Source organism: Gemmatimonadales bacterium, assembly GCA_036265815.1.
In the GTDB taxonomy this organism is placed as follows: domain Bacteria; phylum Gemmatimonadota; class Gemmatimonadetes; order Gemmatimonadales; family GWC2-71-9; genus CAVVWJ01.
Window position 1 is genome coordinate 73,571 of record DATAOI010000005.1, and the last position, 26,294, is coordinate 99,864.

The following is a 26,294-nucleotide window of genomic DNA, read 5'->3' on the forward strand; positions in this document are numbered from 1 at the left end:
CGCCCGCCGCTCAGGTGTCGTAGTACAGAAAGAACTCGTACGGATGCGGGCGGAGGCTCACCGGCGCGATGTCCTTGGCGCGCTTCATCGAGATCCAGGTCTCCAGCACGTCCGGGGTGAACACGTCGCCCTCCAGCAGGAAGGCCTGATCCAGCTCCAGTGCCGCGATCGATTCGCCCAGGCTGCCGGGCACCTGCTTGATCAGGTTCTTCCGCTCGTCGTGGATCTCGTAGAGATCCTCGTCGATCGGCTCGGGCGGCTCCAGCTTGCGCTTGATCCCGTCGAGCCCGGCCATGAGCATCGCCGCGAAGGCCAGGTACGGGTTGGCGCTCGGGTCCGGCGCGCGGAACTCGACCCGCTTGGTCTTGGGATTCTCGGAGTACATCGGGATGCGGCAGATCGCCGAACGGTTCCGAGCCGAATACATCAGGTTGACCGGGGCCTCGAAGCCGGGCACCAGGCGGCGGTAGCTGTTGGTGGTCGGGGCGCAGAAGGCGAGCAGCGCGGGCGCGTGGGCGATGAGGCCGCCGATGTAGTGCCGCGCGGTCTCCGAGATGAGGGCGTAGCCGTTGGCGTCGAAGAACAGGGGCTGGTCGCCCTTCCAGAGCGACTGATGACAGTGCATGCCCGAGCCGTTGTCGCCGAACAGCGGCTTGGGCATGAAGGTGGCCGTATACCCCAGGTTGTGACAGACGTTCTTCACGATGTACTTGTAGAGCATCATCCGGTCGGCGGTCTGCACCAGCGGGCCGAACCGGATGTCGATCTCCGCCTGCCCCGCCGTCCCGACCTCGTGGTGCTGCACCTCGACCGGCACCCCGGCCTCGATCAGCGCCAGCATGATCTTGGAGCGGACGTCCTGCAGCCGGTCGACCGGCGGCACCGGGAAATAGCCTTCTTTGTGCCGGGGCCGGTGGCCGAGGTTGGGGGTGCCGCCGTTCCGGCCCGAGTTCCAGATCCCCTCCTCGGCATCGATGTGGTAATACCCCTCGAAGGCATTCTGGTCGAAGCGCACCGAGTTGAAGATGAAGAACTCCGCCTCCGGTCCCCAATACGACGCCGTGGCGATCCCGGTGGTCCGGAGGTACTCCTCGGCCTTGAAGGCGATGAACCGCGGATCCCGGGAGTACGGCTCCAGGGTGAGCGGATCGTAGATGTCGCAGGTGAGCGAGAGGGTCGGCACCTCCAGCACCGGATCCACGAACGCGGTGGAGACGTCGGGCAGCAGCAGCATGTCGCTTTCGTTGATCGCCTGGAAGCCGCGGATGGACGAGCCGTCGAAGCCCAGCCCCTCGCGGATCATGTCCTCGTCCAGGGTGGCCGCCGGAATGGAAAAGTGCTGCCAGGTGCCCGGAAGGTCGCAGAACTTCACGTCCACCACCTGAATCTTCCGCTGCTTGATCAGATCGAGGACCTGGCGGACCTCGCTGCTCTGGGTGGTGCGACCGGGGGCTTTGGCTCGTGCGGTGGTGGCCATGGCGATCTCGCGCGGGTCGGGGTGGGTCGATGGCCCCGCCCCTCGGTGGGCGGTCGGCCTGGGGGGAGTATACGGGCCACGCGCGCTAGTGTCAAGGCAAACTTGCACGATTTGCATAAATATCTCGGCCGATGGTACCAGAAGCGGCAAAATTGGTCAAAGTGTCACCAGATTCAGGCATAATATGCTGGTTCCTGCAGCCACCAAATCTGCCCTCGAGACAGCGCCGTCCCCCGCCCGATGCGGGGCGGTGGCCGTCGTTGTTGATTACCCATGAGGCGTAGCGCTCATCCGCGGAGGCCCATGCCGGTGCTGGTCTGCTCATCCTGTCACGCGCCGTTGCCCGATGGAGTCGCGCACTGCGCCCGGTGCGGTCCTGGGAGCCTGGCGCTGCTCCGGAGCGAGGACCTGCCGCCGCGGATTCCGCCGGCCGAGGGCGACGCGCGGGACGGCCTGGCGCGGGCGCTGGGGGCGCAGTACCGGGTGGTGCGGCTGATCGGCCGCGGCGGCTTCGCGGAAGTACACGAGGTCCTCGATCTCGAGCTCCAGCGGCGGCTCGCGGTCAAAGTCCTTCGGCCAGACCTCCACTGGACGCCGGCGATGCTGGCGCGCTTCAAGCAGGAGGCGCGCGCCATCGCCCGGCTGAGCCACCCGCACACCCTCCCGATCCATTTCGTGCGCGAGGCGGAAGGCCTGGTGTTCTACGCCATGCCGTTCCTGGAAGGCCGCTCCCTCGCGGAGCTGCTCCGGGTGGAGGGACCCATCCCGGTGGCGCGCGCGCTGGCCATCGCGGGGCCGATCCTGGAGACGCTGCATCACGCGCATCAGCACGGGCTGGTCCACCGGGATGTCAAGCCGGACAACATCCTGATCGAGCAGGCCACCGGCCGCCCGCTGCTGGTCGACTTCGGCATCGTGAAGTATCTCGATGGCGCGGCCCACCACACCCAGACCGGCTTCATCGTCGGCACTCCGCTCTACATGAGTCCGGAGCAGGCGCTCGGACGTCACGATGTCGATGCCCGGTCCGATGTCTATGGCATAGGGGTGGTGCTCTTCCATATGCTGACGGGCGCACCGCCGTACGAAGGCGAGGATTCGCAGGAGATCGTGAGCCGCCACGTGAGCGAGCCGATTCCGGTGAAGACCCTCTCGCGGGACCGGATCCCGCCCTGGCTCTCCCGCATCGTGGTTCGCTCGCTCGCCAAGCGTCCCGAGGATCGATATCCCAGCGCGCAGGCGCTGCTCGAGGCGTTGCGCGACGGTCAGGGAGCCGCGGCCAAGACCAACACGGAGCCGCTCGCCGCTGCGACTCCGGAGGCGCCGCGCCGGCCCCGGCGCGGCGGTGTGCTGATGGCGGCGGGAGCGCTCGTCGCGGCCGCGGTGGGTTTTCTGTCACTCGCTCCGAAGAAGGCCGCCCTGGCCCCGGTCCCGCCGCCGGCCGCGGCCCCGGTCCAGACCGCCCTGGTGGTGGAGAATCGACTCCTGCAGCCGATCGCGGTCACGGTCGGAGACAGCGGGTTCACCATTCCGAGGGGAGACAGCGCTCGGGTCCAGTTGAGTGCGGGTCAGCCGGTGGAGGCGCACTGGGCGATGGTCCGCCCTGACGCGGAGGGGCGCATGCTGGGCGCGGAGCTGGAAGGGAGCATTCTGGCCGACAGCGCGCGGGGAGAGCTGCGCCGGGTGGTGACCGCCGGGAGCGGCGGCCGCTCCTGGTTCATGCCCATCGTGGTGAACGGCTCGGCTGGCCCACTTCGCGTGTCGGTGATGAGCGGTCGCGACAGCATCGACTGTCGCTGCGGCATCGGGCCCGGTGATTCTCTGCCGCTGGGCTACTATTCGCTCGGGCCGGGCAGCGCGGTCCGGGTGACCGACAGGGGCGGCCGGACGGCGCGCTTCCAGTCGCTTGGCCTGTTGGCTGACTCGGTCACCGGTGCCGCGGTCATCCGGGTGAGCAGCCGGACCCTCAAGTCAGTGGGCGCCCCGCCGCGGGCCACTCGCCGGCGCGGCCCCGCGCCGGCCAATCCGCTCAAGTCGTTTCTCCCGGTTCGCTGATCTTCCCACGCCGGCCGCCCGAACAAGGAGATCGTGTGACCCTCGCGGATCGAGGCACCGCGCCGTCCCCAGGGGATCTGCCCGGCCCCGGGGTGGCTCCCTTGCTGGCCCTGCTGCTCCTGCTGGTGCTGGCGGTAGGTGGCGGCGTCCTGCTGCTGCTCCGACCCAAGCTCGACTTCACCAACCGCCTCGCGGCTCCCGTACGCCTCACCATCGGGGCCGCAAGACCCCGGACCGTTGCCCCGGGCGAAACGGTGCGACTGGGCGTTCCCCGCGGCCGCACTCTGGTGGTCGAGTGGGAGCTGGTCCGCCCGCTCAGCGCGGATGGCACGCCGATGGGCGCCCCGGTCAAGGGGACCGCCGTGTTCCGCGGCCCGCACGGCGTGGTGCGCGCGGTCGCGACCAGCCAGGCGGGGGATGGCGCCTACTTCGCGCCGCTCATCACCAACGCCAGCAGCCAGCCGCTCCGGGTGACGGTCAACGCGGGTCTCCGCGGAGCGGTCGATTGCGGCTGCGCCGTGCGGCCGGGAACGCGGCGTGTCTTCATCGGCTACTATCGGTTGTTTCGGAACAGCACGGTGCAAGTGCGGGGCGCCGGCGGCGTCGCCGCGGCTTTCCCGGATCTGGGGCCGGAGGTGACGGCAGTGGACGGGACGGTGGGTCTCCGCTTCGAGGATCGAAATCTGCGGAAGCCCTGATCGGTTCGGCGTCACTCCTCCCTGCGCGGACGCTTGGCGCGGAGCGCATTGCCCCGAGACACCGCCCCGAAGCCGAACTTCTCGCGCACCTGGTCGACCGCGGTCGTGAGCTCGCGCTGCCGCCGCCGGTCCTCGCTCTCGAAGAGATCGGCCTCCGCGGCCACGCCAAGATTGGTTGCGGCGATGCCGATCAGCCGGACGCCGCGGTCGCGCCGGCGAACGTCGCCGAACGCCTCGCGAAACAACGCGCGGGCCGCCCCAAAGAGCTCCGCGTCGAGGTCGGTGGCCTCCGTCAGCGTCCGCCGGCGGGTCACGGTGTGGAAGTCGTCGTGCCGCAGCTTGAGCGTGACGGTGCGGGCCACCAGCCCCTCGTCCCGCAACTGCCCGGCCACCCGCGCCGTGAGGACCGCCAGGGTCGACTCGAGAACATCCGGATCGCGGAGGTCGCGTGACAGCGTGGTCTCCCTGCTCACCGACCGGGGCAGCCGGCCGCCGGTGAGCGTGCTGCCGCCGTGACCGTGTGCCCGCAGCTTGAGCACCCGCGCGTCCGCGCCGAGCAGGCGCTCGAGCGCGGCCTCCTCCATCCGCTGGACCTGCCAGACATCAGCCAGACCGAGCTCGGCCCAACGGTCCGCCGTCTTGGGGCCGACGCCGGGCAACGCTCGGAGGGGCAATCCGGCCAGGAAGCCTTCCTCCCATCCCGCGCGCACCTCCATCAGCCCGCGCGGCTTGGCGAAGTCCGAGGCGAGCTTCGCCACCATCCGGTTGGGCCCGATCCCGATGCTGGTGGCGAGCCCGGTGTCCCGGCGCACATCGTCGCGCAGGGCCTCCGCCACCGGGAGCAGCGAGATCGGATAGAGGAGCTCGGTGCCGCCAAAGTCGAGGTACGCCTCGTCCAGCGACGCCATCACCACGGTCGGCGAAAAACGCTGGAGCACCGCGCGCACTGCCAGGGAGGCGCTGCGGTAGTGGGGGAAGGATCCCTGGAAGAAGGTGGCCTGAGGACAGAGGCGCACCGCCTGGCCGATCGGCATGCCGGCGTGAATGCCGAAACGGCGGGCGCCGTAGGAGGCCGATTGCACCACGCCCCGCTGGTCCCGCCGCCCGCCGACCACCAGCAGGTTCACGTCACGCAGCTCGGGATGCCGCTGGCGGCAGACCTCCACGAAAAAGGCGTCGAGATCCACGTGCATGATCCGCGCACCCATGCATGGAACCCCTTGGTTCGGAAGTGCAGAAATTGGCAGGGGTTGGACAGCTAGCGCCCGAGCGGCCCGTCAGTCAACTTGTAAAAGCCTGCCTTGCTGGTCCCCTGTCAGTGGAGGATACGTATGACCCGGACGTCACCCGCGCTCCTCGCCTGTGGCGCGCTCGCCCTCGCCGCCTGTTCCGAGAGTCCCAACCAGCCGGAGGCCCCGGCAGCCGCCCCGGCGTTCGCGACCGCCCGGGCCGCTGGTCCCGAACGGGTCGTGCCTGGCGAGGTGATCGTCAAGCTCACGACCGGAGCGACCGCGGCGGCAGTGGCACGGGGCCATGGTCTCGGAGTCGGTGAGCACGGTTACCACGACGCCTTCGTGGTGCTGCGCGGCGCCGCCGGCAGTGAGCGGGCCAATGCCGCCGCGCTCCGCCGGGATGCTGCCGTGGTCTACGCGGAGCCCAACTATCTCCGTCAGCCCACCGCGATCGACCCGAACCTGTGGGCGTTCTACAATCCGGGCGGCAAGAACATGAATTACACCAGCGGCAAGAACAAAGGGAAGCCGCTGCCCACGAGCTACGGCTCCACCCTCGACGCGGATGAGGACAACATCCAAGGATACGCCGCCGGCGGTGGCGACGTGGTGATCGGCAGCATCGACACGGGCGTGGACTTCACTCACGCGGAGTTTCCCGCCGGCCGGCTCATCGCCGGCAAGGACTGGTACAGCAACGACAACGATCCGACCGATACCGATGGACACGGCACTCACACCACCGGGACCATGGCGGGCTCGACGGTAGGGGTGGCGGGCGTCTCCGGCGCCGCGCCGCACGTCAAAGTGTACGTGCAGCGAGTCTGCGGCCAGCGGGGCTGCCCCACCTCGGCCATCGTGAGCGCGATCCTCGCGGCGGCCGACCAGCCGGGCCTGGTCGCGATGAACCTGAGTCTGGGCGGGTCCAGTGAGTCGCAGGCCGAGAAGGACGCCATCAGCTACGCCACCGGCAAAAACGTGCTGGTGATCGCGTCCGCCGGAAATGCCGGCACCAACACGGTCGAATGTCCCGCCTGCGATGCCAATGCGATCTCCGTGTCGGCCACGACCTGGTCCGACGCGCTGGCGCCCTACTCCAGCTTCGGCCCGGGCCTCGACATCTCGGCCCCGGGTGGAAGCTGCTACTCGAACACCACGCCCGATGGCTGTATCTACAGTGCGCGCCTGGGCGGCGGGTATACCTGGATGCAGGGCACCTCGATGGCGGCACCCCAGGTGACGGGAACGGCGGGCATCGTGGCGTCGAAGCTCGGTCTGCGGGGAACGGCGTTGCGCAACCAGCTGATCGCCACGGTGGATTCCAAGGGCGATGCGACGCATTTCGGCGCCGGACGCCTCAACAGCTATCGTGCCGTGACCAATCAGACTCTGGGGGCAGGCCAGTAAGACCTCCACCCGGCAGGCAGCAAGACGGCGGGCCCTTGGGCCCGCCGTTTTGCTTGGGTAACTTGCCACCTCGCCGAATATCGCCGCTCTTCCGAAAGGCGCACCGTCCCCCATGCACGTCGGCTTTCTCGGCCTCGGGGCGATGGGCGGTCCCATGGCCGCGCATCTGGCCCGGCGGGGTCCGCTGACCGTCTGGAATCGCACCGCCGCGCGAGCCGCGGCCTTCGCCGCCGAGACCGGTGCGCGAGTGGCGCCGACCCCGCGCGCGCTGGCGGCGGACGCCGACGTGGTGATCACCTGCCTGCCGAGCTCGCGGGAGGTCGAGGCGCTGCTGGATGGGCCCGACGGACTGCTGGCCGGCCTCCCGGCCGGCGGTCTCCTGCTTGACTGCACCTCCGGCGACCCCGCGAGCTCCCGCCGGATTGCGGGGCGGCTGGCGGCGCGGGGCATCGCCTTCGCCGACGCGCCGGTGAGCGGCGGTACCAACGGCGCCGCGGCCGCCGCACTCAGCGTGATGGTGGGTGCCGACGCGGCGACCTTCGCCCGCGCGCGACCGATCCTGGCTGCCTTCGGCAAGCGGATCGAGCATGTCGGTCCGGTCGGCGCCGGCGACGCGCTCAAGGCGGTCAACAATGCGCTGCTCGCGGTCAACATCCTCGCGCTGGGCGAGGGGTTGACGTCGCTGGTCAAGGCCGGTGTGGCTCCGCGGATCGCATTGGATGTGATCAACGCGTCCAGCGGCCGCTCGTTCGTGAGCGAGGTGCTGGTGCCGGAGCGGGTGCTGACCGGCGCCTGGCCGCGGACCTTTCGCCTGGCGCTCCTCGACAAGGACGTGGGCATCGCGCGCATGCTCCTGGCCGAGACCGGTGTGACCGCGCCGGTGCTGGAGCAGGCCGGCGCGCGCTTGGGGGCAGCCCGGGCCGAGCTGGGCGAAGGGGCGGACTACCTGGATCCGATTCGGTTGAACGAGCAGCAGGCGGGCGTCGAGATCCGCGGGTGACCACTTGCCGCTCCGCTCCTCCCCACTCACTTTCCGGTCACTCCTCACCACAGAGCCGATGAACGACTGGGGTTTCACCAACAAGGTGCTCGCCGAAGTCGTCCTTGCCGAAGGGATCGTACTCCGGGGCGATCTCCATCTGCTCGCACGGCCGGCCTACCCGCCCGGCCCGGAGACGCCGCTCGAAATGCTCTGCCGTGCCGATCCGTTCTTCGCGCTGACCCTGTCGCTCGGCGGCGTGGCCTTCGTGCCCAAAGCGCAGGCCGCGGTGGTGGCCTGTCGCGACCAGGCCGCGCTGGTGGATCCCGACCGGGCTTCGGCGGCGCGGCTGATCGGGCTCGAGGTGGTGCTCCAGGGTGGGGCGGAGTACCGGGGACACGCCTCCTTCGAGCTGCCGCCGTCTCGCGGGCGCGCGCTGGATTACCTCAACGGCAGCGGCGCCTTCTTCTCGCTCTTTTCGGACGACGTGACCTGGTACGTCAACAAGTCGCTCGTCCGCTTTGCCCGTCCCCTCGACTGAGATCGCCCTTGGCTCGACTCGATCGTCTCATTCAGGTACTTCACGAGCAGCGGGCCGACGCCCTCCAGCTCGCGCCCGGCGCGCCGGCGTCCCTGGTCGGGAACGGCGCCCGGCGGCCGCTCACCCGCGATCCGCTGACCGATACCCAGATCCTCGGGCTCCTCCGGGAGGTGGCCTCGGCCGAGCTGGCGCCCCGGCTGGGTGGGGGGGAGGCTCTCGCCTTTGTCTACCAGTCGCCCAGCGGTCCCGTGCGGGTGGAGCTCTCGCCGGGCGCTGCGGGCCCGCAGGTGCTGCTGCATCCGGTGGTAGCGCCCGCGGCACCGGCCGCCACTCCGCTGCCGGTGGCGGCGCCGGTTGCCAGGAGCGCGCAGGACCTGGCCGAGGCGCGCGCCGCGATGGACGACCTCTTCCGGCTGCTGGTCTCCTCCGGCTCCTCCGATCTCCACCTCCGAACCGGCGAGCCGCCCTTGCTCCGCCGCTCGGGCGAGCTGACCCGCGAGCCCCTGCCCGCCATCCCTGCCGAGCGGGTCGAGGCCATGCTCACGAGCATCATGACACCCCGGGAGATCGGGGAGTTGCGCGAGACCGGCGACACCGACTGGGCCTACGAGATCGACGGCCTGGCGCGGTTCCGCTGCAACGCCGCCCGGGACCGGCACGGGCCGATGGCGGTCTTCCGGGTGATTCCGACCACAGTCCGTACCGCGGACGAGATGGGGCTGGGCCGCGAAGTTCAGAACCTCTGCTACCTCACCAAGGGTCTGGTGGTAGTGACCGGCCCCACTGGCTCGGGCAAGAGCACCACCCTCGCCGCGCTCATCGATCTCATCAACCGCACCCGGACCGATCACATCATCACCATCGAGGACCCGATCGAGTTCGTGCACCAGAGCAAGCGCTGCCTGGTGACCCAGCGGCAGGTGGCGGTCCACACCCGCTCGTTCAAGCATGCGCTGCGGGCCGCCCTGCGGGAGGACCCCGACATCATTATGGTCGGCGAGATGCGCGATCTGGAGACGGTCTCCATTGCCATCGAGACCGCGGAGACCGGGCACCTCGTGTTCGGGACACTCCACACGACCACCGCGTCCTCCACCATCGACCGGATCATCGACCAGTTCCCCGCGGACCGGCAGTCCCAGGTGCGGGTCATGCTGTCGGAATCGCTCCGGGGCGTCATCGCCCAGACGCTGTGCCGCAAGATCGGCGGGGGGCGGGTGGCCGCCCGGGAGATATTGCTGAGCACGCCGGCGGTGTCCAACCTGATCCGGGAGGGGAAAACCTTCCAGATTCCCTCGATCATGCAGACCAATCGCAAAGCGGGGATGGTCACGCTGAACGACGCCCTGATGGAGCTGGTGGACGCCAAGCAGGTCGAGCCCAAGGAAGCCTACATGAAATCCGTCGAGAAGGCCGGGTTCGCCGCGGCGCTCAAGGCGAAGCGGCACGATGTGTCCTTCCTCGGCGAGGGATGACGGCGGGCGGGTGGCCCCGCCGATCCTGGTGCTGGTCAATCCGCAGGACATCGTCAACATCGCCAGCGCCGTCCGGATCGCGAAGAACTTCGGACTCGAGCGGATGCGCCTGGTCGATCCCGAAGTGTTCGATCCCTACCGGATCGAAGGAATCGCGCACAACACGGCGGAGTTCGTGGCGCGCATCGAACAGGTGCCGACCCTGGCCGACGCGGTGGCCGACTGTGTCTACACCGCGGTGCTGACCGGGCGAGAGCGAGCCGCCAAGCGGCACACCCTGCGGCCCCGCGAGGCGGCGGCCGAGCTGGTGAGCCGGGCCGCCGCGGGGCCGGTGGCGATCGTCGCCGGGCGGGAAGACCGCGGGCTCACCAACGCAGAGCTCGATCTCTGCCATCTGGTGGTCACCATCGCCACCGATCCGGCGCATCCCTCGCTCAACCTCGCCCAGGCGGTGGCGATCATGGCGTACGAGAGCTGGAACGCGCGTGGCGGTGAACGGCTGCCCCTGAAGCCGCCGCGGAATCAGGCGGGTCCCGCGACCGCCGCCCAGCTCGAGACGCTCTTCGCCGACTGGCAGCGGGCCCTCTGGGCCATCGACTTCTTCAAGACCCGCCGCCCCGACAGCGTCATGCGCTCCTTCCGTGAGATCGTGCACCGCGCGGACCTCGACGGCCGGGAAGCCTCCCTGGTCCGGGCCATGGGCATCGAAGTGCTGCGGTACCTGGAGCGGGCCGGCGTCCCCTTCGCGGCCGATCCCGACGATTCCACGGGCCATTCGAGCGGGAGCGACGCATGACTCGTCTGCGCTCGAGCGCGTACTGGGCGGCCAATCGCTACGCGGATGCCGAGGTCGAGCCCGCCGCCGCGGCGCCGCTGGACGATCTGCCCGCGGCGGCGGCGGCGCGCTTCGCGGCGCTCCGGAAGGGCCTGCTGGCGCTTCCCGGGGTGGCGGAGAGCGTGCGCTTCATGGGGACCAGCTGGCGCTGGGCCTGGGAATACGGCCTGGGAAACCGCAAGCTGTGCTGGGTGCACGTGGTGGGCGACGCGCTCTCCGCCACCTTCACCCTGAGCGAGTCCGAGGAGGACCGCTTCCGCCGCGCCGCCCGGCCGGCGGCGGCGATTGCCCGGGCGGTGCAGGAGGGACAGCGTACCGGTCCGGTCAAGTGGTGCTGGCTGGAGCTGGACGACCGCCGCGCCGTGGACGCGTTTCTCCGGCTGGCGGCCCGCAAGGCCGAGTGGCTGGCCGAGCGCCCGACGCCGCACCGCGCTCCCAAGCCGCGTGCTCGGCCGGACCCCGAGGATGGCGGGATCGAAGCCGAGTGAAACGCTCCCATTAGCCGAGGGCTCGGGTTGAATAATCGGATGGGTGCACTTTACTTTGGCGCGCAAGTGAATCGCTTCACGAGCAGCGGTGCGCCACTCCCTCAGCACGGGATCGATGATGCGTACGTTGGCGATCGTGGTCGGCGGCCTCGGGGCCGGCGCGCTGGCGACTTTCCTGGCCTTGACCGGCCCGTCCACCCAGGCGCAGCAAGCCAAAGCGGTCGCCGATTCGATCGGGGCCCCGGTCCTCTCCGATAGCGGAGCGCTCAAGGGTCCGCGTCAGCCGATCTTCTTCCGCCACGACATTCACGCTGGACAGTTCAAGATCCAATGTCAGTACTGCCACTATTCCGTGGCGGTCTCGCCGGAGCCCGGCATCCCCTCGATGCAGACCTGCATGGGGTGCCACCTGGTCATCGGCGGCAGCGACAGCTCGGCCAAGACCGAGATCAAGAAGGTGCGCCAGGCCTGGACCGAGAAGAAGCCGGTCGAGTGGGTGCGCGTGCATTACCTCGCGCGGCACGCCCACTTCCCCCACCAGCGGCACATCAAGGCGCTGGGACCGAACGCCTGCATCACCTGCCATGGCGAGGTCCAGCGCATGCCCCAGGTCTACCGGGTGAACAACGTCAACAACATGGGATTCTGCATCACCTGCCATGTCCAGCGGAAGGTCTCGCGAGACTGCTCGGTATGTCATTATTGAGTCTCCCGCCGCTCCGCCGAACCGCGGGCCGAGAGAACGAGGATTCACGATGACGGATGTCACTCCGGAATCACCGATGGATCGCCGGAAGTTCCTGACCGTTCTGGGGGTCACCGGCGGGGGAGCGATGGCCCTCACCGGCTGCTCCACCAGCGGAGTGGAAAAGCTGGTGCCCTATCTGGTCCAGTCCGAGGACCAGATCCCCGGCCTGGCCACATGGTACGCCGGCACCTGCACCGAGTGCTCGACCGGATGCGGAGTCCACGTGCGGACCCGGGAAGGCCGCGCCGTCAAGCTGGAGGGCAACCCGGAGCACCCGGTGAATCAGGGGAAGCTCTGCGCCCGGGGCCAGGCCGCGCTCCAGGGTCTCTACAATCCGAGCCGGCTCAAGGGGCCGATGGCCCGGAACCCCGCGGGGGGCTTCAAGGAGATCACCTGGGACGAGGCGATCGGCCAGCTCGCGGGAAAACTGACGGCGGCCGGCGGCAAAGTGGCGGTGATCTCCGGCGCCGGCCGAGGCACGTTCTCCGACCTGCTGGCCGACTGGACCGCCGCGCTGGGCGGGAGACTGGTGCGGTACGACTCCTTCGATCACGAGCCGCTCCGGGCCGCCAACCGCCAGGTCTTCGGCATCGACAAGCTGCCGGCGCACGATTTCGCCAAGGCCAAATACATCGTGTCGTTCGGGGCGGACTTCCTGGAGACCTGGCTGGCGCCGATCGAGAACCAGCGGGGCTTCGCCCAGTCGCACGGCTTCAGCAGCGGCGACATGGCGAAGTTCGTCTACGCCTCCTCGCGGATGGATCTCACCGGCCTCAACGCCGACGAGTGGCTCGCCCTCCGTCCCGGGACCGAGACCGCGCTCGCCCTGGCGATGGCGCACCTGGTCGCCGCGGAGCGGGGCGCCCCGGCGGCGGTGACTGCCGCGCTCGCCCAGTTCACCCCCGGCATGGCGGCGCAGGAGACCGGCATCCCCGCGCCCCGGATCGAGCAGCTGGCCCGCGAGTTCGCCGCGGCGCGGCCGAGCCTCGCGGTGGCTGGCGGCGCCGGAGCGCAGCACGCCGGGGCGGTCGAGCTCTGCGCCGCGGTCAACCTGCTCAACTTTGTCGCGGGCAACGTCGGCGAGACCGTGCGCTTCGGTGCCGACCTTGGCTCGGGAGATGGCTACGGCGCGCTGGATAAGCTGGCCACCGCGGCGGCGGCCGGCGAGGTGGCCGTGCTGCTGGTGCACGAGGCCAACCCGGTGTACACCGTGCCCAAGGCGAGCGGCTTCGCCGACCGGTTCCGCAAGGCGGGATTCAAGGTCTCGACCTCGATGTTTCTGGACGAGACCAGCAGGCTCTGCGATCTGATCCTCCCGCAGCATCACGCACTCGAGCGGTGGGACGACCTGACGCCGCGGGCCGGGGTACGCAGCCTGATGCAGCCGGTGATGCAACCGGTATTCAACACCATGGCCACCGGCGACCTGCTGCTCCGGGTCTCGCAGAAGGCGGGCGGGGCGCTGGCCGCGTTCAATGCGCCCTCCTACGAGGCGCACCTGCGGAGCCGCTGGCAGACCATCGCGACCCAGCATGGCGCGCCGGACGCGGAGGAATACTGGCGCCAGGCGCTGCAACGCGGCGGCGTGTTCGATGCCGTGGTCGGCGGTCCGGAAGTGACGCTTGCGGCGGGCGCCGCCCAGATGGCCTATACCAAGCCGGCATTCGAGGGCAACGGTGCGTTCGTCTTCGCCGCCTACCCACACGGGCTGCTGCACGATGGCCGCGGGGCCAACAAGCCCTGGCTGCTGGAGAACGCCGACCCGGTCACCAAGATCACCTGGCACTCCTGGGTCGAGCTCCATCCTGACGCCGCTGCCAGGCTCGATGTCCGCGACGGGGAGATCGTCCGCCTGACCTCCCCTCACGGACAGATCGAGGCTCCGGTCTTCATCTATCCGGGGGTGCATCCCGATGTCGTGGCCGTGCCGCTCGGGCTGGGCCACACGGAGTACGGCGCCTTCGCGCAGGGACGGGGTGTCAACGCACTCGACCTGCTGGGCGCGTCCAAGGGCGAGTTCATCCCGTACGTCTCGACTCGAGTCGCGGTCACCAAGACGGGCGAGTACAAGAAGCTCGCCAGCGTGGCCGGAGTCCCCCGGCAGCTGGGCCGGGGCATCGCCGAAGCGATCCCACTCGCCGCGGCACGCAAGGGGCTCACGATCGAGCAGGCCTACCTGGAGGAGGGCGAGGGGGAGAGCGAGCTCAAAGTCGAGCGTGAGCTGCCGGCGCTCAAGGGCTGGAGCGAGGAGCAGCACCAGGCCACCCAGTACGGCAACTACCCCGGCGACCATCCCCAGTGGGGCATGGCGATCGACCTGGCCAAGTGCACCGGCTGCCAGGCGTGCGTCACCGCGTGCTACGCGGAGAACAACATCCCGACGGTGGGCGAGGCAGAGATTCTTCGCGGGCGGGAGATGACCTGGATGCGCATCGAGCGGTACTGGGAGGGCGGCGAAGCGCCCGGCGAGCCGATCTCCGCGCGCTTCATTCCCATGCTCTGCCAGCACTGCGCCAACGCGCCGTGCGAGCCGGTGTGCCCGGTGTACGCCGCCTATCACACGCCGGACGGACTCAACGCGCAGGTGTACAACCGCTGCGTGGGCACCCGCTACTGCGCCAACAACTGCCCCTACAAGGTGCGCTACTTCAACTGGTACAAGTACAACGAGATGGCCTGGCCGGAGCCGCTCAACCTGCAGCTCAACCCGGACGTGACCGTGCGGGCGCGCGGGGTGATGGAGAAGTGCACCTTCTGCATCCAGCGCATCCGCGGCGCCCAGAACCAGGCCCGGCTGGAGAATCGCACCATGCGGGACGGCGAGTTCACCACCGCCTGCGCCCAGGCCTGCCCGTCGGACGCCATCGTCTTCGGGAACGTGGTCGACCCGTCGAGCCGGGTGGCCGCCCTCAAGAAGGATCCGCGAGGGTACCGCGTGCTGGAGGAGGTCAACACCCGCTCGGCGATCACCTACCTCGCCAAGGTCCTGCAGCCGGTGGAGGCATAACCGATGGCCGTCGTTGCCGAACCGAAATTGCCGACCAGCGTCCACGGCGACCTGGTCATCACCCAGACGCACGCCGACGTCACCAACGACGTCGTGGGGACGCTGAGCCGGCCGACGCGGGGATACCTGATCCTGCTGTTCGGCGCGGTCTCCCTCTTCCTGGTCGGCGTGCTCACCTTCCTGACGCTGGTCAAGGACGGCCTGGGGCACGCCGGGTACAACCCGCCGATCTTCTGGAGCGTGTACATCACCACGTTCGTGTTCTGGATCGGTATCGGCCATGCGGGCACGCTCATCTCCGCCATTCTCTTTCTCTTCCGGTCGCCGTGGCGGACGGCGGTCTACCGCTCCACCGAGGCCATGACCGTGTTCGCGGTCATGACCGCGGGACTGTTCCCGATCATCCACATCGGACGGCAGTGGATCTTCTACTGGCTGCTTCCCTATCCCAACCAGCGGTACCTCTGGCCCAACTTCAAATCGCCGCTGATCTGGGACGTGTTCGCGATCTCCACCTACCTCACGGTGTCGACCGTCTTCCTGGTCCTCGGGCTGGTTCCGGACGTCTCGGCGGTGCGGGACAAGGTGGGCGGCTGGCGGAGGTCGGTCTATTCGCTCACGGCGGTGGGATGGCAGGGCACCGACAACCAGTGGCGGCACTACTCGCGGGCCTACCTCTATCTGGCCGCCCTGGCCACGCCGCTGGTGCTCTCGGTCCACTCGGTGGTGTCGTGGGACTTCGCCTCCTCCATCGTTCCCGGGTGGCACGGCACCATCTTCGCTCCCTACTTCGTGGCCGGAGCCATCTACTCCGGCCTCGGCATGGTGCTCACCCTGATCATCCCGCTTCGCCGGGCGCTCCGGATCGAGCACATGATCACCCCGTATCACTTCGACAATCTGGGCAAGCTGACCCTGTTTACCGGCTCGATCCTGTTCTACGCCTACAGCATGGAATACTTCGTCGCCTGGTACAGCGGCAGCCCATTCGAGCAGACCACCTTCTTCCTGCGGCCCTTCGGCCCGATGTGGTGGGCGGGGTGGAGCATGATCATCTGCAACGCTTTCGTGTCGCAGCTCCTGTGGTTCAAGAAAATCCGGACCAACCTGACCTCGCTGTTCGTGATCTCGATTTTCGTCAATATCGGGATGTGGTTCGAGCGCTACGTCATCATCGCCTCCTCGCTCAGCAACGATTACATCCCGTGGGCCTGGTCCGGCATGAACCCGACCTGGGCGGACTGGGGCATCCTCGCCGGCTCCTTCGGCTGGTTCGGGATGTGGTTCCTGCTGTTCGCCAAGAGCTTCCCGATCGTCGCGATCCAGGAGATCAAGGAGATGATCCCCATGCCGCGGCTACGGGGAGGACACCACTGATGGCGCTCATGAGGCGGACCCCCCGCCGGGTGCCCGGACTGCTGGCGTCGTTCGTCCATGTGGACGCCGCGGCCGATGCCATTCGAGCGTTGCGCGCGCGGGGTCACCGGAATCTGGTGGTCTACTCGGCGGCTCCCAACCACGAGATCGAGGAGGCGCTCGATCACTCGGTGAGCCCGGTGCGGCTGTTCACCCTCATCGGCGGCCTCACCGGCTGCGCCGCGGGCTTCGGCATGACGCTCTGGATGTCCTTCGACTGGCCCACCCTGGTCGGCGGCAAGCCGATCGGCTCGATCCCGCCATACGTGGTGATCGCCTTCGAGCTGACCATCCTGCTCGGCGCCCTCAGCACGGTGGCGGGCCTCGCACTGTTCAGCGTGCTGATGGGCAAGCGCGGGATCGCCTACGATCCCAAGTACAGCGACGACCAGATCGGGGTGTTCGTTCCCAGCGGCGCCGACCAGCTCGGCTCGCTGGAGCAACTGCTCCGCTCGGCGGGAGCGGTGGAGGTGCGTCATGAAGCCGCGTGAGCCGCGCTGGGCCTCGCTCGCCGTGCGGACCGCGCTCCTGGCCGCGCTGAGTCTGGGCGCGGGCGGGTGCGACTGGTGGTACGATCGGGTGCCCTCCCCGGACGATCTCTGGCACATCATTCCGGTACTGGATCACATGATCCGTGCGCGCTACGTGCATCCCTACCAGACCGCCGGTGTGCCGCGGTACACGCCGGCGGGCGCCGTCCCGGTCAGCGGCGGTGAGCCGGACTGGTCGGGCGAGTGGGTCACCGGGAAGACGACCACGGCCGACGCGCTCAAGAACCCCTACGCGGCGGCCTCCGGCGGGCACGCCTCTCCGCCGGGGCCGAGCGTGGCGGTCATCCCCCGGGACGTCGACGCCGCGGGCGATACCCTGTTCCATACCTATTGCTCCGTGTGTCACGGGCCGGGTGGCGCCGCCAACGGCACGGTCACCTCCCGCATCGGCGCGCCGTCCCTCCTCACCGGCCGCGCCCGCGGATACAGCGACGGGTACATCTACAGCATCATTCGTTACGGTCGAGGCGTCATGCCGCGCTACGGCGACAAGGTGTACCTGCCCAGTGACCGCTGGGCCATCGTAAACCACGTGCGCAAGCTGCAGGCGGAGACGCCGGCCGGGCCCGAGCCGGCGGGAGCGGAGAAGGGGATTCCGCCGACCGCCAGCGCCACCGGGTCGACCGGCGAGGTGGCGCCATGAGCCCGACGACGCTGCACGAGCGGCTGGTCCGGAGCTCCCTCGCCGGACAGTATCAGGCCTTCCTCGGCCTGGGCGGCGGGTGCGCCATTCTGGGAGCGATCCTCTTCGGCGGCGCGCTGCTGGACGGCAACCGGGACCGCGCCTGGCAACTGTTCCACGTCAACTGGCTCTACTTCACCGGGCTGTCCCTCGGGAGCGTCGCCTTCGTGGCGGTGCAGAAGGTCACCAACGCCAAGTGGTCCGGCATGGTGATCCGGTTCGCCGAGGCTGCCGCCGCGTTCCTGCCGATCTCGCTGCTGGGACTGGTGCTGATCTTCACGGCGGGATACCAGTCGATCTACGGCCCCATGAACGCCGCCCTCCCGGAGCTGCAGCACGCCAAGGCGGTCTGGCTCTCTCACGGGTTCATGTTCGCGCGGCTGGGCATCGGGCTCACCATCCTCGCGCTGGTGGGATGGCGTCTGATCCGGGCCGACCTGGTGCCCGACCTGCTGGCCAGTCGGGCCGGTGCGGCGCCCGGCCGGCGCGCGCTGTTCGACAGCTGGACCCGGGGCTACGACGGGGGCGACGCCGCGGCCCGCGCCCAGGAAGAGCACATCCATCGCCTGGCGCCGCTCTACGTCGTGCTGTACGCCGCGGTGGCTACGCTCATCGCGTTCGACGGCGTGATGGCGCTGCAGCCCCACTGGTTCTCCAACCTGCTGGGTGCGTTCTACTTCATGGGCTCCTTCCTGGGCGCCCACATGCTGCTCGCGCTCACCATGATGTACGGGGCTTCGCACCTCGGCGTTGCCGACCTGGTGTCACCCAAGCAGCGCCATGACCTGGGCAAGCTGTGCTTCGGCTTCACCGTGTTCTGGACCTACCTCATGTGGGCCCAGTTCCTGGTGATCTGGTACGGGAACCTGCCGGAGGAGACCGGCTTCGTCTTCTCCCGGTTGTGGGGTCACTGGCTGCCGATCGGGCGGGCGGTGTTGCTGGGGATGTTCGTGATTCCGTTCTTCGGTCTGCTGGGTGTGGCGCCCAAGAAGACCCGGGTCACGCTGGGCTTCTTCGCTGTGGTGAGTCTGGTCTCGCTCTGGTTGGAACGGTTCCTCCTCGTGATGCCGTCGGTGACGGCACTTCCTGGTCCGGTGTTCTACCTGCCGGAGCTGGGACCTACCCTGCTGTTTCTGGGATTATTCCTGCTGTCCTACGCGGTGTTCGCGCGGACCTTCCCGATGATCTCGCCACGCCTGGCGGAGATCACTCTGGAGCGAGAGCGACATCATGCGGTGGTTGCGGCGGAGTACGACCACGAGGAGAGTCCCAAAGACTATGTGCCGTCCGAGCTGCTGGAGCGCCGCGGCAAGCCCAGAGCCTGAGCGGCCCCCGATCCTACTTGGTACGCATCTCCGCGTTCAGCCGGCGGATCATGGCGCGCAGGCTGTCGGGTGGAAGCGCGCCGGTGATCGCGAGCATCCGGTCGCCGACCTGCATGGCCATGGCCTGGTCGGTGGGCCGCGCGCCATCGGGGTTGGAATCGCTGCGGACCGTGAGCGATTCGGGATCGCCGCCGGCGCGGACCGAGAGCAAGTGGGAGACGTCGGTGGCGGAGCCCTCGATCGTGCGAATGACCTGCCCCGACGCGAGCTGTTGCGCCACCACGGTCACCGGGCGAGTCCCCTGCTGGCCCGACTGAATCTGCACCTGCACCACCGGTAGTCCCTCGATGCGGGGCAGGGGCTTCCCGGCCTCCGCCTGCGCCCCATCCCAGGACAGCGTCCGCCACATGCCGCCGAACTCCTCGCTCCCGGAGCGGGGCGGGTCCAGTCTGCTGAGCTCAGGAGCGGGTGCGAGATCGAGCACGGCCAGCGCGGCCGAGCGGTCCTGCGCGGCCGGGCGCTCCGGCGGGGTAGTGCGGGTGGCGACCTTGGTGACCGGCCTGGACGGCCGCACGGAATCGTGGACCATCCGCGCCGGGGCTGGGGTGACCGCCTGGATCGGCGGGCGAGACGCCGCGGAGGGGACCGCAGCCGTCGCGCGAGGGCGGCGGGTGTTGCCCTCCTGCAGGCGGGTCGAGCCAGGCCTGAGGAGTGCGCTGGCGCCCCAGCCCAAGCCGACCGCGGCCACCAGACTCGCGGCCCAGGCCGCTCGCTGCAGGCGACGGCGCCGCATGGACGCTTCCTCCGCTGCCCGCTTCCGCAGACTCTCGAACACCGGCATCGGCTTGCGGGGCGGTGCCAGCCGGGCCAGAAGCGCCGTGGTCCTGTCCCGGAGAGCGGCAATGCCATCCCGCTGGGCCCGACACGAGGCGCAGTCGGCGAGATGGCTTTCGATCTCGACGCACTGCGTCCGGCTCAGCCCCTGATCCAGATAGGCGTGCAGCTCTTCTTCAGGAATGTGACGCATCGGTTCCTGTCCGCCGATGTTGCCGGTCGTGCGCGTCCACCAGACGCTTCCGGGCGCGGGCCAGCGTAGTGCCGACCGCTCCCACCGCTAACCCGGTCTGGGTGGCGATCTCCGGATAGCTCAGCCCCGCGTCCCACAGCAGGAGAATCTCCCGGTCGCGCGGCGTCAATGTGTTGAGCGCCTCCTGCACCGAGGCAATCTGCTCGTCGTGCTCGACGGTATCGTCTGGAGCGGGGGTCAGGGTGGGCTGGGCGATGGGATCGCCCTTCAGGAGGGTCAGATGGCGCCGGCGGCGGACCGCCGCTCTGGCTTCGTCGCGTGCCAGGTTGGCGGCGACCGCGAACACCCAGGCACGGGGCTTGTCCGGCCGGTGCGAGAGGGCCCGGACGAAGACCTCCTGGGCCAGGTCCTCGGCCCGCTCCGCGTCCCAGACCTTCCGATACAGGAAGCGCACGACCGCCGTATAGGTGCTCAGGTAAAGCTGTTCAAGCTCGTCGGGCACCGGACCTCCCCTGTTGGCCGGCCCCTCGCTGGCAGGGAGTCCGGAACGCTGACAAGGACGGGCAAGCTCTCAAGGCTTGCACAGTTGCGCTCCTTAGCCGGTGCGGCCCCGGGCACGGCGTTTCGGAGCGAACACACAGCCGGGATGCAGCCCTTGATCCTTCGGTGGCCATTCGCTGCACAGGTCGGGCTTGGCCGGCCGGCCGTCGGAGCGGACCCGGCCGTGCAAGGTGCAGGCGATGCCATCGTCCGCCAAGTATCCGCAGGAGGAGATCATCTCCACGTCGATGGAGAAGTCACCGGCCCGGACCACCTTACAGAGATAGGGCGAGCGGCGCGCGCGCACCAGGGCCTCGAGGCGGCGCTGGGCGCGGGTGCACATGATCTCCACCTGGAGATCTCGGCAGCAGGCGGCCCCCCGGGTGTTGTCGGCGGTCCGGCAGGGCGCCCCGGCGCATGGGTTGTCGCCCATTGCGGACGGCCCCTCCAGCACCGGAAGCGACCGGCGGGGGAAGGGGAGGGTCCTCACCGTATTCTGTCGGTCTTCCACGATGACGAATCGGTCTCGACCGAGTCGGAGAGGCTGCTCCTCCTGGCGCGGACCCCTGGGGATCTGGCCGGTGAAGCCATGCGCGCGGCAGGTGGCGCGGCCCAGCTCCTGATGAAGGAAACGGCAGGGCACGTGGAGAATCGCTTCGGCGTAGAGGTCCCCGTCCCCCTCCCGGAGCTCCAGGAAGGTGATGCGCTGAGTGTGTCCCAGCAGCCAGGTGGCCTCGTGATCCAGCGAGGCGGTGCCTTCCTCCAGCGCGCCCACTCGAAGCGTCACGTGCAGTCCCTGGCAATGCGATCCCAGGCTTCGGCAGGGCGGCGCGGCAACGCCGGGCGCGATCGGCAGCGTCGATGTCATTGTCCGATCCCAGCTATGTCACCCTTCCCTTTGAGGGCTTCCACGATATTATTGAGATCTTGTGAAAGGGTTCACAAGGTGCGTGTTTTTCCTGTCATTCGGAGGCAAAGCAGCGATGCGAGCGACATCCTTCGTGGCTGGGCTAGCCGTCATTGTGGCGGCCTGCGGCGGCGAGAAGAAGGCTCCAGATCAGGCGACAACCACCAGCACCACCACGCCCGAGCAGCAGCAGGCTCCCGCTGCCGCTCCCGCCGCCACCGGGGCGACGCATGACGTGACCATGGAGCTCCAGGGCTCCACCTACAAGTTCGATCCGGCGCAGCTCACCATCAAGAGCGGCGACGTCGTGCAGTTCCACAACAAGAGTGGTGGTCCCCACAACGTCTCGTTCTGGGGCGACAGCATCCCCAAGGGCGCCGAGGACAAGCTGAAGGCCGGCATGCCCGATCAGATGGGCCCGCTGCAGGGCCCGCTGCTCGCCGAGCAGGATGCGGTCTACAAGGTCAGCTTCGCCGGCGCGCCGGCGGGGGAGTACAAGTTCTACTGCCTGCCTCACCTCGCGCTGGGTATGCACGGCAAGATTACTGTGCAGTAACCGCCTGCGGCGCCACCAGGGGCGACCCCGTGGGCTTCCAGCTCACGGGGTCGCTTGCTTTCCGGGTGGCCCAGGCCACGACGAGCCCTACCAGCAGCCCGGCAATCGCATCCACCCCATAGTGCATCTGGCAGTAGACGACCCCGACCGTCAGCAGCGCGGTCGGCATCAGGAGCAGCAGACCGAGCCTGGTGGAATGGCGCTTGGCGGCGAGGGCCGCGGCCACGGTGGCGGCCACGTGAGAGCTGGGGAACGCGGCACCGTACGAGCTTCCCGTTGCCAGCGTCTGGTACACCAGGCGGGCGGGAAAATTGTCGGTGAACCACGCGGCCGGTGGGGGGAAGACGTAGTACGGTCCGGCCACCGGAAAGAAGATGAAGATCAGATAGCAGGTCACGAAGGTGGCGATCACCGCAAGCACGAACTGGCGTACCGCACGCAGGTCGCCGCGACAGACGAAGTAGAGCGCGGGGAGCGTGACCACGAGGTAATAAGAGAAGTAGGCGCCGTGCAGCACGGTCGACCAGAACCGGCTGGGTACCGCCTGCCACCATTCGCGGCTCACTTGAGCGCCGAACAGCGCGAGCTCCCAGCGCTGCACGGTGGCGTCATGGACCGTCGCGCCCAGACCGTTCAGCACGTCGAGCTCGCCGTACAGCCCGACCAGCAGCAGCAACGGATAGATCTCCCGCAGGGTCTGGCCCAGACGGCCCGGCTGAGGCCGGGTGATCAACGCGAGCAGCACGAGAAAGAGCGCGTGCGCGCCGAGGAGCCACCAGCACTCCGGCTGGCTGGGGGCCCGGCGCAGCGCCACGACCGAGACGATGCCGAGGTAGCCCAACAATAGAAGGTCTACCGGCTGAAGCGTCCCGCGCCGGGCGGGCTCCGCGGCGATCGGCGCGCTGACGGCTAAAGCCATCCCGCGCTCCGATACCAGCGATAGGTCTCGGCGAGTCCGGTGCGGAGGTCCCGCGCGGCGCGCCAGCCGGTGTCTCCCGTAAGCTGGGCAGGGCTGGCGGCCCATGCCGACTGGAAAAACTCGTTGGCCTTGTCGGTGGTGAGGATCGTCGTCTGACCGGTCAGACGGGCCGCGGTCTCCGTGATGCCCAGCAGGACACGGCCAACGGACGGAGGGATGCGGAGGAGGGCCACCGAGCTACCCATGACCGCTGCCACCGTTCGCACGAAGCTGGCACTGGTGAACACTTCGGGGTGGCAGGCGTGATAGCTGCGCCCCGCGGTCTCGGCACAGCGCGCGACGGCCAGCAGCGCGTCGGCCAGGTCGGCACCGTGGACGGCACTGAGCTCCTGGTTGCCGTCACCGAACACCGGCGCGATTCGCAGCCGGGCGAGGCGGAACACCTTGTAGACCTCGGTGTCACGCGGACCGTAGACCATCGGCGGCCGAACGATGGTCCAGGGGAGCGAGCTGGCGGTGACCACACCCTCCGCCGCCAACTTGCTCCGGCCGTAGGCGGTGACCGGTCTTGGCGGCTCGTTGCCCCGGTGCGGTTGTCCCCTGGCGGACGGCCCCACCGCCGCCATCGACGAGACCAGCACGAAGCGCGGCCGGCCGGCGCGCTCCGCGGCGGCCACCAGGTTGGCGGTGCCGTCGCGGTTGGCGGCGAGAAAGTCGGCTTCATTCCTCGCGGCAACCACTCCGGCCACATGGTAGATCACGTCCTGTCCCTCGACGGCGCGGGTCAGGGCCGCGGCGTCATGCAGATCGCCAGGCACGACCCGCACTCCGAGTGGCGCAAGCAGCTTCGCCTTCCGGGCGGATCGGGCCAGCGCGGTGACCTCGTCGCCCTGGCGGCGAAGCGCCTCGGTCACATGACTGCCGACAAAGCCGGTGGCGCCGGTCACCAGCGCCCTCATATCGGCCGGTCGTACAGTCGGTAGGTCTTGTAGACCCGAAAGGTCATCTTCTCGAGACCCGCGTTCATCGCCGGGTTGTCCTCCAGGATCCATCCGGCCTCGCCCCAGGTGATGCCCCGCGCTCCACACTGGGTCCAGATCCAGTGGTAGAGCATGGCGTCAACCCCTTTGCCCTGGTACTGGGGATCGATGCCGAGCAGCAGGATGCGGGCGCGGCGGATCTTGCCGGTCTTGAGGCTCCAGAGCAGACGAGGAAGCACCGGCAGCAGCCGGCCCGAGCGGTTCTTCTGGAACACGACGTTGAGATCCGGCAGCACGATCCCGAAGCCGATGACCTTTCCATCTTTCTCAGCGAACGGCACGATCTCCGGAATGACCACCGGCTTGAACTGCTCCGCCAGGTGGTCGATCTCGTGCTCGGTGAGCGGCACGAATCCCCAGTTCTTCTCCCAGGCGGCGTTGTACAGCTCCTTGATCCGCTCGACGTCCTGTTTGAACGCCTTCATGTTGAGCGGCCGGAGCGTGATGCCCTGGCGCTGCCGAATCAGCTCGGTGCCCCGGGCCAGGCGCTCGGGCACCGGGATATAGTGATCCTCGCTGCCGCCCTGATACACCAGCAGGTCCTTGGCCTTGCGGAACCCGGCCCGCTCGATCAGCTGGACATAGTACCGGGGGTTGTGCGGCATCATGAGAGTGGGCGGAGTCTCGAACCCATCCACCAGCACGCCGCACTCGTCATTGACCGAGAACGAGGCGGGGCCGCGCATGACGTCGTGACCCTTCACCCGGCACCACTCCGCCGCCGTGCTGAAGAGGACGTCGGCGACGGCCTGGTCGTCGACGCACTCGAAGAAGCCGAAGAAGCCGACCCGGTCCCCGTGGGTGTCGTTATGGAGCCGGTTGCTGATCGCCGCGATGCGGCCGACTACCTCCGTCGCCCGCTCCACCAGGAAGTACTCGGCCTCGGCGTGCTCGAAGAAGGGGTTCTTGCTTCGATCGAGGAGCGAGGCCACGTCTCGACGCAACGGCGGGACCCAGAGAGGGTCCCGCGCGTGCAGCCGATAGGGCAGGTCGATGAAGCGCTTGAGGTCTCGTCGGTCCCGCGCCGCGCGTACGCGCAGGGCTGCGGTCAAATGACCCCCAGGTCGCGGCCGATGCGATGGAACTGCTCGAGCGCGAAGTCGATCTGCTCGAACGTGTGGGTCGCCATCAGGCTGGTGCGGAGCCGGCACTGAGAGGCCGGGACGGCGGGTGGCGCTACCGGGTTGGTGAACACCCCGGCGTCGAACAGTCGCCGCCACATGAGGAAGGTCTTCTCCAGCGGGCCGATGAGCACGGGCACGATGGGGGTCTCGGTGGGACCGATCTCGAAGCCCAGACCGCGGAAGCCCTGGTGCAGCCGCCGGGTGTTGGCCCAGAGACGCTCCCGACGCTCGGGCTCGTCCTGCAGCACCTGCAGGGCCGCCAGCACGCCGGCCGTGTTGGCCGGGGGGAGCGAGGCGGTGAAGATGAGCGGGCGGCTGTGGTGCTTGAGGTAATGCACCACGCTGTCGGAGGCCGCCACGAAGCCGCCGATCGAGGCCAGCGACTTGGAGAAGGTGCCGGCGATGATGTCCACCTCGTCGGTCATGCCGAAGTGCGCCGCGGTGCCCTCTCCGTTGGGCCCCAGCACTCCGAGTGCGTGCGCGTCGTCCAGGGCCAGCGCGGCTCCGTACTTCCGGGCCACCCGGACCAGGCCGGGCACGTCGGCGATGTTGCCTTCCATGGAGTAGACGCCGTCCACCACGATCATCGATCCCCGACCGTTGGCGTTCCGCTCCAGCCGCCGCTCGAGATTGGCCAGGTCCCCATGGTTGAAGCGCTCGGTCTCCCCATAGGAGAGCTTGGCGCCGTCGACGATGGAGGCGTGATCCAGCTTGTCGAGATAGACGACCTCGCCACGGCCCACCAGCCCGGAGATGAGTCCCAGGTTGGCCGAGTACCCGGTGGAGAAGACCAGGCAGGCTTCCTTGCCGAGGAAGTCGGCCAGGGCGCCCTCCAGCTGTTCGTGCAGGTCGAGGGTGCCGTTGAGGAAGCGGCTGCCGGTACAGCCGGAGCCATAGCGGCTGAGCGCGCGCGAGGCGGCCTCGAGGACCTTGGGGTGGTGGGTCAAGCCGAGGTAGTTGTTCGACCCCAGCATGATGCGCCTCTGCCCATCGATGACGACCACGGTGTCTTCCGACTCCGAGATCGGATTGAAGTACGGATAGAGGCCGACCGCCTTCAGCTCTCGCGCTTTGGTGAACTGCCGGCACTTCTCGAAGAGCGCAACCTGTTGAAGCTCTTGTGTGTCCACGGTGCCTCGGCACGAATAGGAGGTGGGAGAGTTCCCACATCACTTTGCGGCTGAACGATTTAAACTAGTGAGCCCCGGTGGGTGACACAAGTTGCACGAGGCGGGCTCGTCAGCCCTGACCGTGGCCACCCGGGC

24 protein-coding genes are annotated in these 26,294 nt (G+C 68.8%); 15 read left to right on the forward strand and 9 right to left on the reverse strand.

Translation table 11 applies throughout. The features are described from left to right. Window positions 1-10: 10 nt before the first annotated feature. Window positions 11-1,477 carry a type I glutamate--ammonia ligase gene (gene glnA / locus VHR41_00855; protein ID HEX3232713.1) on the reverse strand — a complete coding sequence of 489 codons (1,467 nt, stop codon included), beginning with the start codon at window positions 1,475-1,477 and terminating at the stop codon, window positions 11-13. 303 nt (window positions 1,478-1,780) lie between these two features. On the opposite strand from glnA, the gene VHR41_00860 reads away from it, so the two are divergent. Together VHR41_00860 and VHR41_00865 are read left to right on the forward strand one after the other, a co-directional pair. Next, window positions 1,781-3,532 carry a serine/threonine-protein kinase gene (locus VHR41_00860; protein HEX3232714.1) on the forward strand — a complete coding sequence of 584 codons (1,752 nt, stop codon included), beginning with the start codon at window positions 1,781-1,783 and terminating at the stop codon, window positions 3,530-3,532. A gap of 35 nt (window positions 3,533-3,567) precedes the next feature. After that, window positions 3,568-4,230, forward strand: a complete 663-nt coding sequence (locus VHR41_00865) for a hypothetical protein (GenBank protein HEX3232715.1) — start codon at window positions 3,568-3,570, stop codon at window positions 4,228-4,230. Window positions 4,231-4,241: 11 nt separating this feature from the next. On the opposite strand, the gene dinB is transcribed toward VHR41_00865, so the two are convergent. Beyond that, the gene (gene dinB, locus VHR41_00870) at window positions 4,242-5,438 is read right to left on the reverse strand and encodes a DNA polymerase IV (GenBank protein ID HEX3232716.1); all 1,197 of its coding nucleotides are present in this window, start codon (window positions 5,436-5,438) and stop codon (window positions 4,242-4,244) included. A 123-nt stretch (window positions 5,439-5,561) separates the two neighbouring features. On the opposite strand from dinB, the gene VHR41_00875 reads away from it, so the two are divergent. The 12 genes from VHR41_00875 (at window position 5,562) to VHR41_00930 (ending at window position 18,916) form a co-directional block, all read left to right on the forward strand. Next, window positions 5,562-6,869: a S8 family serine peptidase gene (locus VHR41_00875; GenBank protein ID HEX3232717.1), complete on the forward strand. Its 1,308-nt coding sequence runs from the start codon at window positions 5,562-5,564 to the stop codon at window positions 6,867-6,869. A gap of 112 nt (window positions 6,870-6,981) precedes the next feature. Beyond that, a complete protein-coding gene (locus VHR41_00880) occupies window positions 6,982-7,869 on the forward strand; it encodes an NAD(P)-dependent oxidoreductase (protein ID HEX3232718.1) in 888 nt (295 codons plus the stop codon). Window positions 7,870-7,927: 58 nt separating this feature from the next. Next, on the forward strand, window positions 7,928-8,389 hold the full coding sequence (locus tag VHR41_00885) for a hypothetical protein (GenBank protein HEX3232719.1): 462 nt from the start codon (window positions 7,928-7,930) through the stop codon (window positions 8,387-8,389). An 8-nt stretch (window positions 8,390-8,397) separates the two neighbouring features. Then, entirely contained in the window at window positions 8,398-9,864 is a 1,467-nt protein-coding gene (locus tag VHR41_00890) for a type IV pilus twitching motility protein PilT (GenBank protein ID HEX3232720.1), read from the forward strand. A 10-nt stretch (window positions 9,865-9,874) separates the two neighbouring features. Beyond that, window positions 9,875-10,660, forward strand: coding sequence for a TrmH family RNA methyltransferase (locus tag VHR41_00895; protein HEX3232721.1), 786 nt, complete (start codon window positions 9,875-9,877; stop codon window positions 10,658-10,660). Then, window positions 10,657-11,187 carry a DUF3788 family protein gene (locus VHR41_00900; GenBank protein HEX3232722.1) on the forward strand — a complete coding sequence of 177 codons (531 nt, stop codon included), beginning with the start codon at window positions 10,657-10,659 and terminating at the stop codon, window positions 11,185-11,187. The genes VHR41_00895 and VHR41_00900 overlap by 4 nt, the downstream gene beginning before the upstream one ends. An 88-nt stretch (window positions 11,188-11,275) precedes the next feature. Continuing rightward, a complete protein-coding gene (locus VHR41_00905; protein HEX3232723.1) occupies window positions 11,276-11,893 on the forward strand; it encodes a cytochrome c3 family protein in 618 nt (205 codons plus the stop codon). A 49-nt stretch (window positions 11,894-11,942) separates the two neighbouring features. Next, the gene (locus VHR41_00910) at window positions 11,943-14,942 is read left to right on the forward strand and encodes a molybdopterin-dependent oxidoreductase (GenBank protein HEX3232724.1); all 3,000 of its coding nucleotides are present in this window, start codon (window positions 11,943-11,945) and stop codon (window positions 14,940-14,942) included. Window positions 14,943-14,945: 3 nt separating this feature from the next. After that, window positions 14,946-16,319: an NrfD/PsrC family molybdoenzyme membrane anchor subunit gene (nrfD, locus tag VHR41_00915; GenBank protein HEX3232725.1), complete on the forward strand. Its 1,374-nt coding sequence runs from the start codon at window positions 14,946-14,948 to the stop codon at window positions 16,317-16,319. 8 nt (window positions 16,320-16,327) lie between these two features. After that, window positions 16,328-16,849: a DUF3341 domain-containing protein gene (locus VHR41_00920; GenBank protein HEX3232726.1), complete on the forward strand. Its 522-nt coding sequence runs from the start codon at window positions 16,328-16,330 to the stop codon at window positions 16,847-16,849. Continuing rightward, on the forward strand, window positions 16,836-17,552 hold the full coding sequence (locus VHR41_00925; GenBank protein ID HEX3232727.1) for a cytochrome c: 717 nt from the start codon (window positions 16,836-16,838) through the stop codon (window positions 17,550-17,552). The genes VHR41_00920 and VHR41_00925 overlap by 14 nt, the downstream gene beginning before the upstream one ends. Continuing rightward, window positions 17,549-18,916, forward strand: coding sequence for a hypothetical protein (locus tag VHR41_00930; GenBank protein HEX3232728.1), 1,368 nt, complete (start codon window positions 17,549-17,551; stop codon window positions 18,914-18,916). Before VHR41_00925 ends, VHR41_00930 begins: the two co-directional genes overlap by 4 nt. Before the next feature lie 13 nt (window positions 18,917-18,929). On the opposite strand, the gene VHR41_00935 is transcribed toward VHR41_00930, so the two are convergent. The 3 genes from VHR41_00935 to VHR41_00945 form a co-directional block, all read right to left on the reverse strand. Continuing rightward, the gene (locus VHR41_00935) at window positions 18,930-19,943 is read right to left on the reverse strand and encodes a zf-HC2 domain-containing protein (GenBank protein HEX3232729.1); all 1,014 of its coding nucleotides are present in this window, start codon (window positions 19,941-19,943) and stop codon (window positions 18,930-18,932) included. Further along, window positions 19,927-20,445, reverse strand: coding sequence for a sigma-70 family RNA polymerase sigma factor (locus tag VHR41_00940; GenBank protein ID HEX3232730.1), 519 nt, complete (start codon window positions 20,443-20,445; stop codon window positions 19,927-19,929). The genes VHR41_00935 and VHR41_00940 overlap by 17 nt, the downstream gene beginning before the upstream one ends. Before the next feature lie 93 nt (window positions 20,446-20,538). Beyond that, window positions 20,539-21,351, reverse strand: coding sequence for a hypothetical protein (locus VHR41_00945; protein ID HEX3232731.1), 813 nt, complete (start codon window positions 21,349-21,351; stop codon window positions 20,539-20,541). 115 nt (window positions 21,352-21,466) lie between these two features. Here VHR41_00945 and VHR41_00950 point away from each other — a divergent pair, with 115 nt between their 5' ends. Next, complete coding sequence (locus VHR41_00950) at window positions 21,467-21,946, forward strand: plastocyanin/azurin family copper-binding protein (GenBank protein ID HEX3232732.1); 480 nt, start codon at window positions 21,467-21,469, stop codon at window positions 21,944-21,946. On the opposite strand, the gene VHR41_00955 is transcribed toward VHR41_00950, so the two are convergent. From VHR41_00955 to VHR41_00970, 4 genes are read right to left on the reverse strand one after another with little or no spacing between them, the layout of a single operon-like run. Beyond that, window positions 21,933-22,865: a phosphatase PAP2 family protein gene (locus tag VHR41_00955; GenBank protein ID HEX3232733.1), complete on the reverse strand. Its 933-nt coding sequence runs from the start codon at window positions 22,863-22,865 to the stop codon at window positions 21,933-21,935. The genes VHR41_00950 and VHR41_00955 overlap by 14 nt on opposite strands. Next, window positions 22,856-23,824: an NAD(P)-dependent oxidoreductase gene (locus tag VHR41_00960; GenBank protein ID HEX3232734.1), complete on the reverse strand. Its 969-nt coding sequence runs from the start codon at window positions 23,822-23,824 to the stop codon at window positions 22,856-22,858. Before VHR41_00960 ends, VHR41_00955 begins: the two co-directional genes overlap by 10 nt. Beyond that, window positions 23,821-24,957 (reverse strand): hypothetical protein, encoded by a 1,137-nt coding sequence (locus tag VHR41_00965; protein HEX3232735.1) that lies wholly within the window; start codon window positions 24,955-24,957, stop codon window positions 23,821-23,823. The genes VHR41_00960 and VHR41_00965 overlap by 4 nt, the downstream gene beginning before the upstream one ends. Beyond that, window positions 24,954-26,159 carry an aminotransferase class I/II-fold pyridoxal phosphate-dependent enzyme gene (locus VHR41_00970; protein HEX3232736.1) on the reverse strand — a complete coding sequence of 402 codons (1,206 nt, stop codon included), beginning with the start codon at window positions 26,157-26,159 and terminating at the stop codon, window positions 24,954-24,956. The genes VHR41_00965 and VHR41_00970 overlap by 4 nt, the downstream gene beginning before the upstream one ends. Between the last annotated feature and the right edge of the window lie 135 nt (window positions 26,160-26,294).

Excerpts from the sequence above, each read along its gene's own strand:
- glnA (HEX3232713.1), bottom strand. The coding sequence starts at position 1,477 with ATGGCCACCACCGCACGAGCCAAAGCCCCCGGTCGCACCACCCAGAGC.
- VHR41_00860 (HEX3232714.1), top strand. The coding sequence starts at position 1,781 with ATGCCGGTGCTGGTCTGCTCATCCTGTCACGCGCCGTTGCCCGATGGA.
- dinB (HEX3232716.1), bottom strand. The coding sequence starts at position 5,438 with ATGGGTGCGCGGATCATGCACGTGGATCTCGACGCCTTTTTCGTGGAG.
- VHR41_00875 (HEX3232717.1), top strand. The coding sequence starts at position 5,562 with ATGACCCGGACGTCACCCGCGCTCCTCGCCTGTGGCGCGCTCGCCCTC.
- VHR41_00880 (HEX3232718.1), top strand. The coding sequence starts at position 6,982 with ATGCACGTCGGCTTTCTCGGCCTCGGGGCGATGGGCGGTCCCATGGCC.
- VHR41_00885 (HEX3232719.1), top strand. The coding sequence starts at position 7,928 with ATGAACGACTGGGGTTTCACCAACAAGGTGCTCGCCGAAGTCGTCCTT.
- VHR41_00900 (HEX3232722.1), top strand. The coding sequence starts at position 10,657 with ATGACTCGTCTGCGCTCGAGCGCGTACTGGGCGGCCAATCGCTACGCG.
- VHR41_00910 (HEX3232724.1), top strand. The coding sequence starts at position 11,943 with ATGACGGATGTCACTCCGGAATCACCGATGGATCGCCGGAAGTTCCTG.
- nrfD (HEX3232725.1), top strand. The coding sequence starts at position 14,946 with ATGGCCGTCGTTGCCGAACCGAAATTGCCGACCAGCGTCCACGGCGAC.
- VHR41_00920 (HEX3232726.1), top strand. The coding sequence starts at position 16,328 with ATGAGGCGGACCCCCCGCCGGGTGCCCGGACTGCTGGCGTCGTTCGTC.
- VHR41_00925 (HEX3232727.1), top strand. The coding sequence starts at position 16,836 with ATGAAGCCGCGTGAGCCGCGCTGGGCCTCGCTCGCCGTGCGGACCGCG.
- VHR41_00930 (HEX3232728.1), top strand. The coding sequence starts at position 17,549 with ATGAGCCCGACGACGCTGCACGAGCGGCTGGTCCGGAGCTCCCTCGCC.
- VHR41_00935 (HEX3232729.1), bottom strand. The coding sequence starts at position 19,943 with ATGCGTCACATTCCTGAAGAAGAGCTGCACGCCTATCTGGATCAGGGG.
- VHR41_00945 (HEX3232731.1), bottom strand. The coding sequence starts at position 21,351 with ATGACATCGACGCTGCCGATCGCGCCCGGCGTTGCCGCGCCGCCCTGC.
- VHR41_00950 (HEX3232732.1), top strand. The coding sequence starts at position 21,467 with ATGCGAGCGACATCCTTCGTGGCTGGGCTAGCCGTCATTGTGGCGGCC.
- VHR41_00955 (HEX3232733.1), bottom strand. The coding sequence starts at position 22,865 with ATGGCTTTAGCCGTCAGCGCGCCGATCGCCGCGGAGCCCGCCCGGCGC.
- VHR41_00960 (HEX3232734.1), bottom strand. The coding sequence starts at position 23,824 with ATGAGGGCGCTGGTGACCGGCGCCACCGGCTTTGTCGGCAGTCATGTG.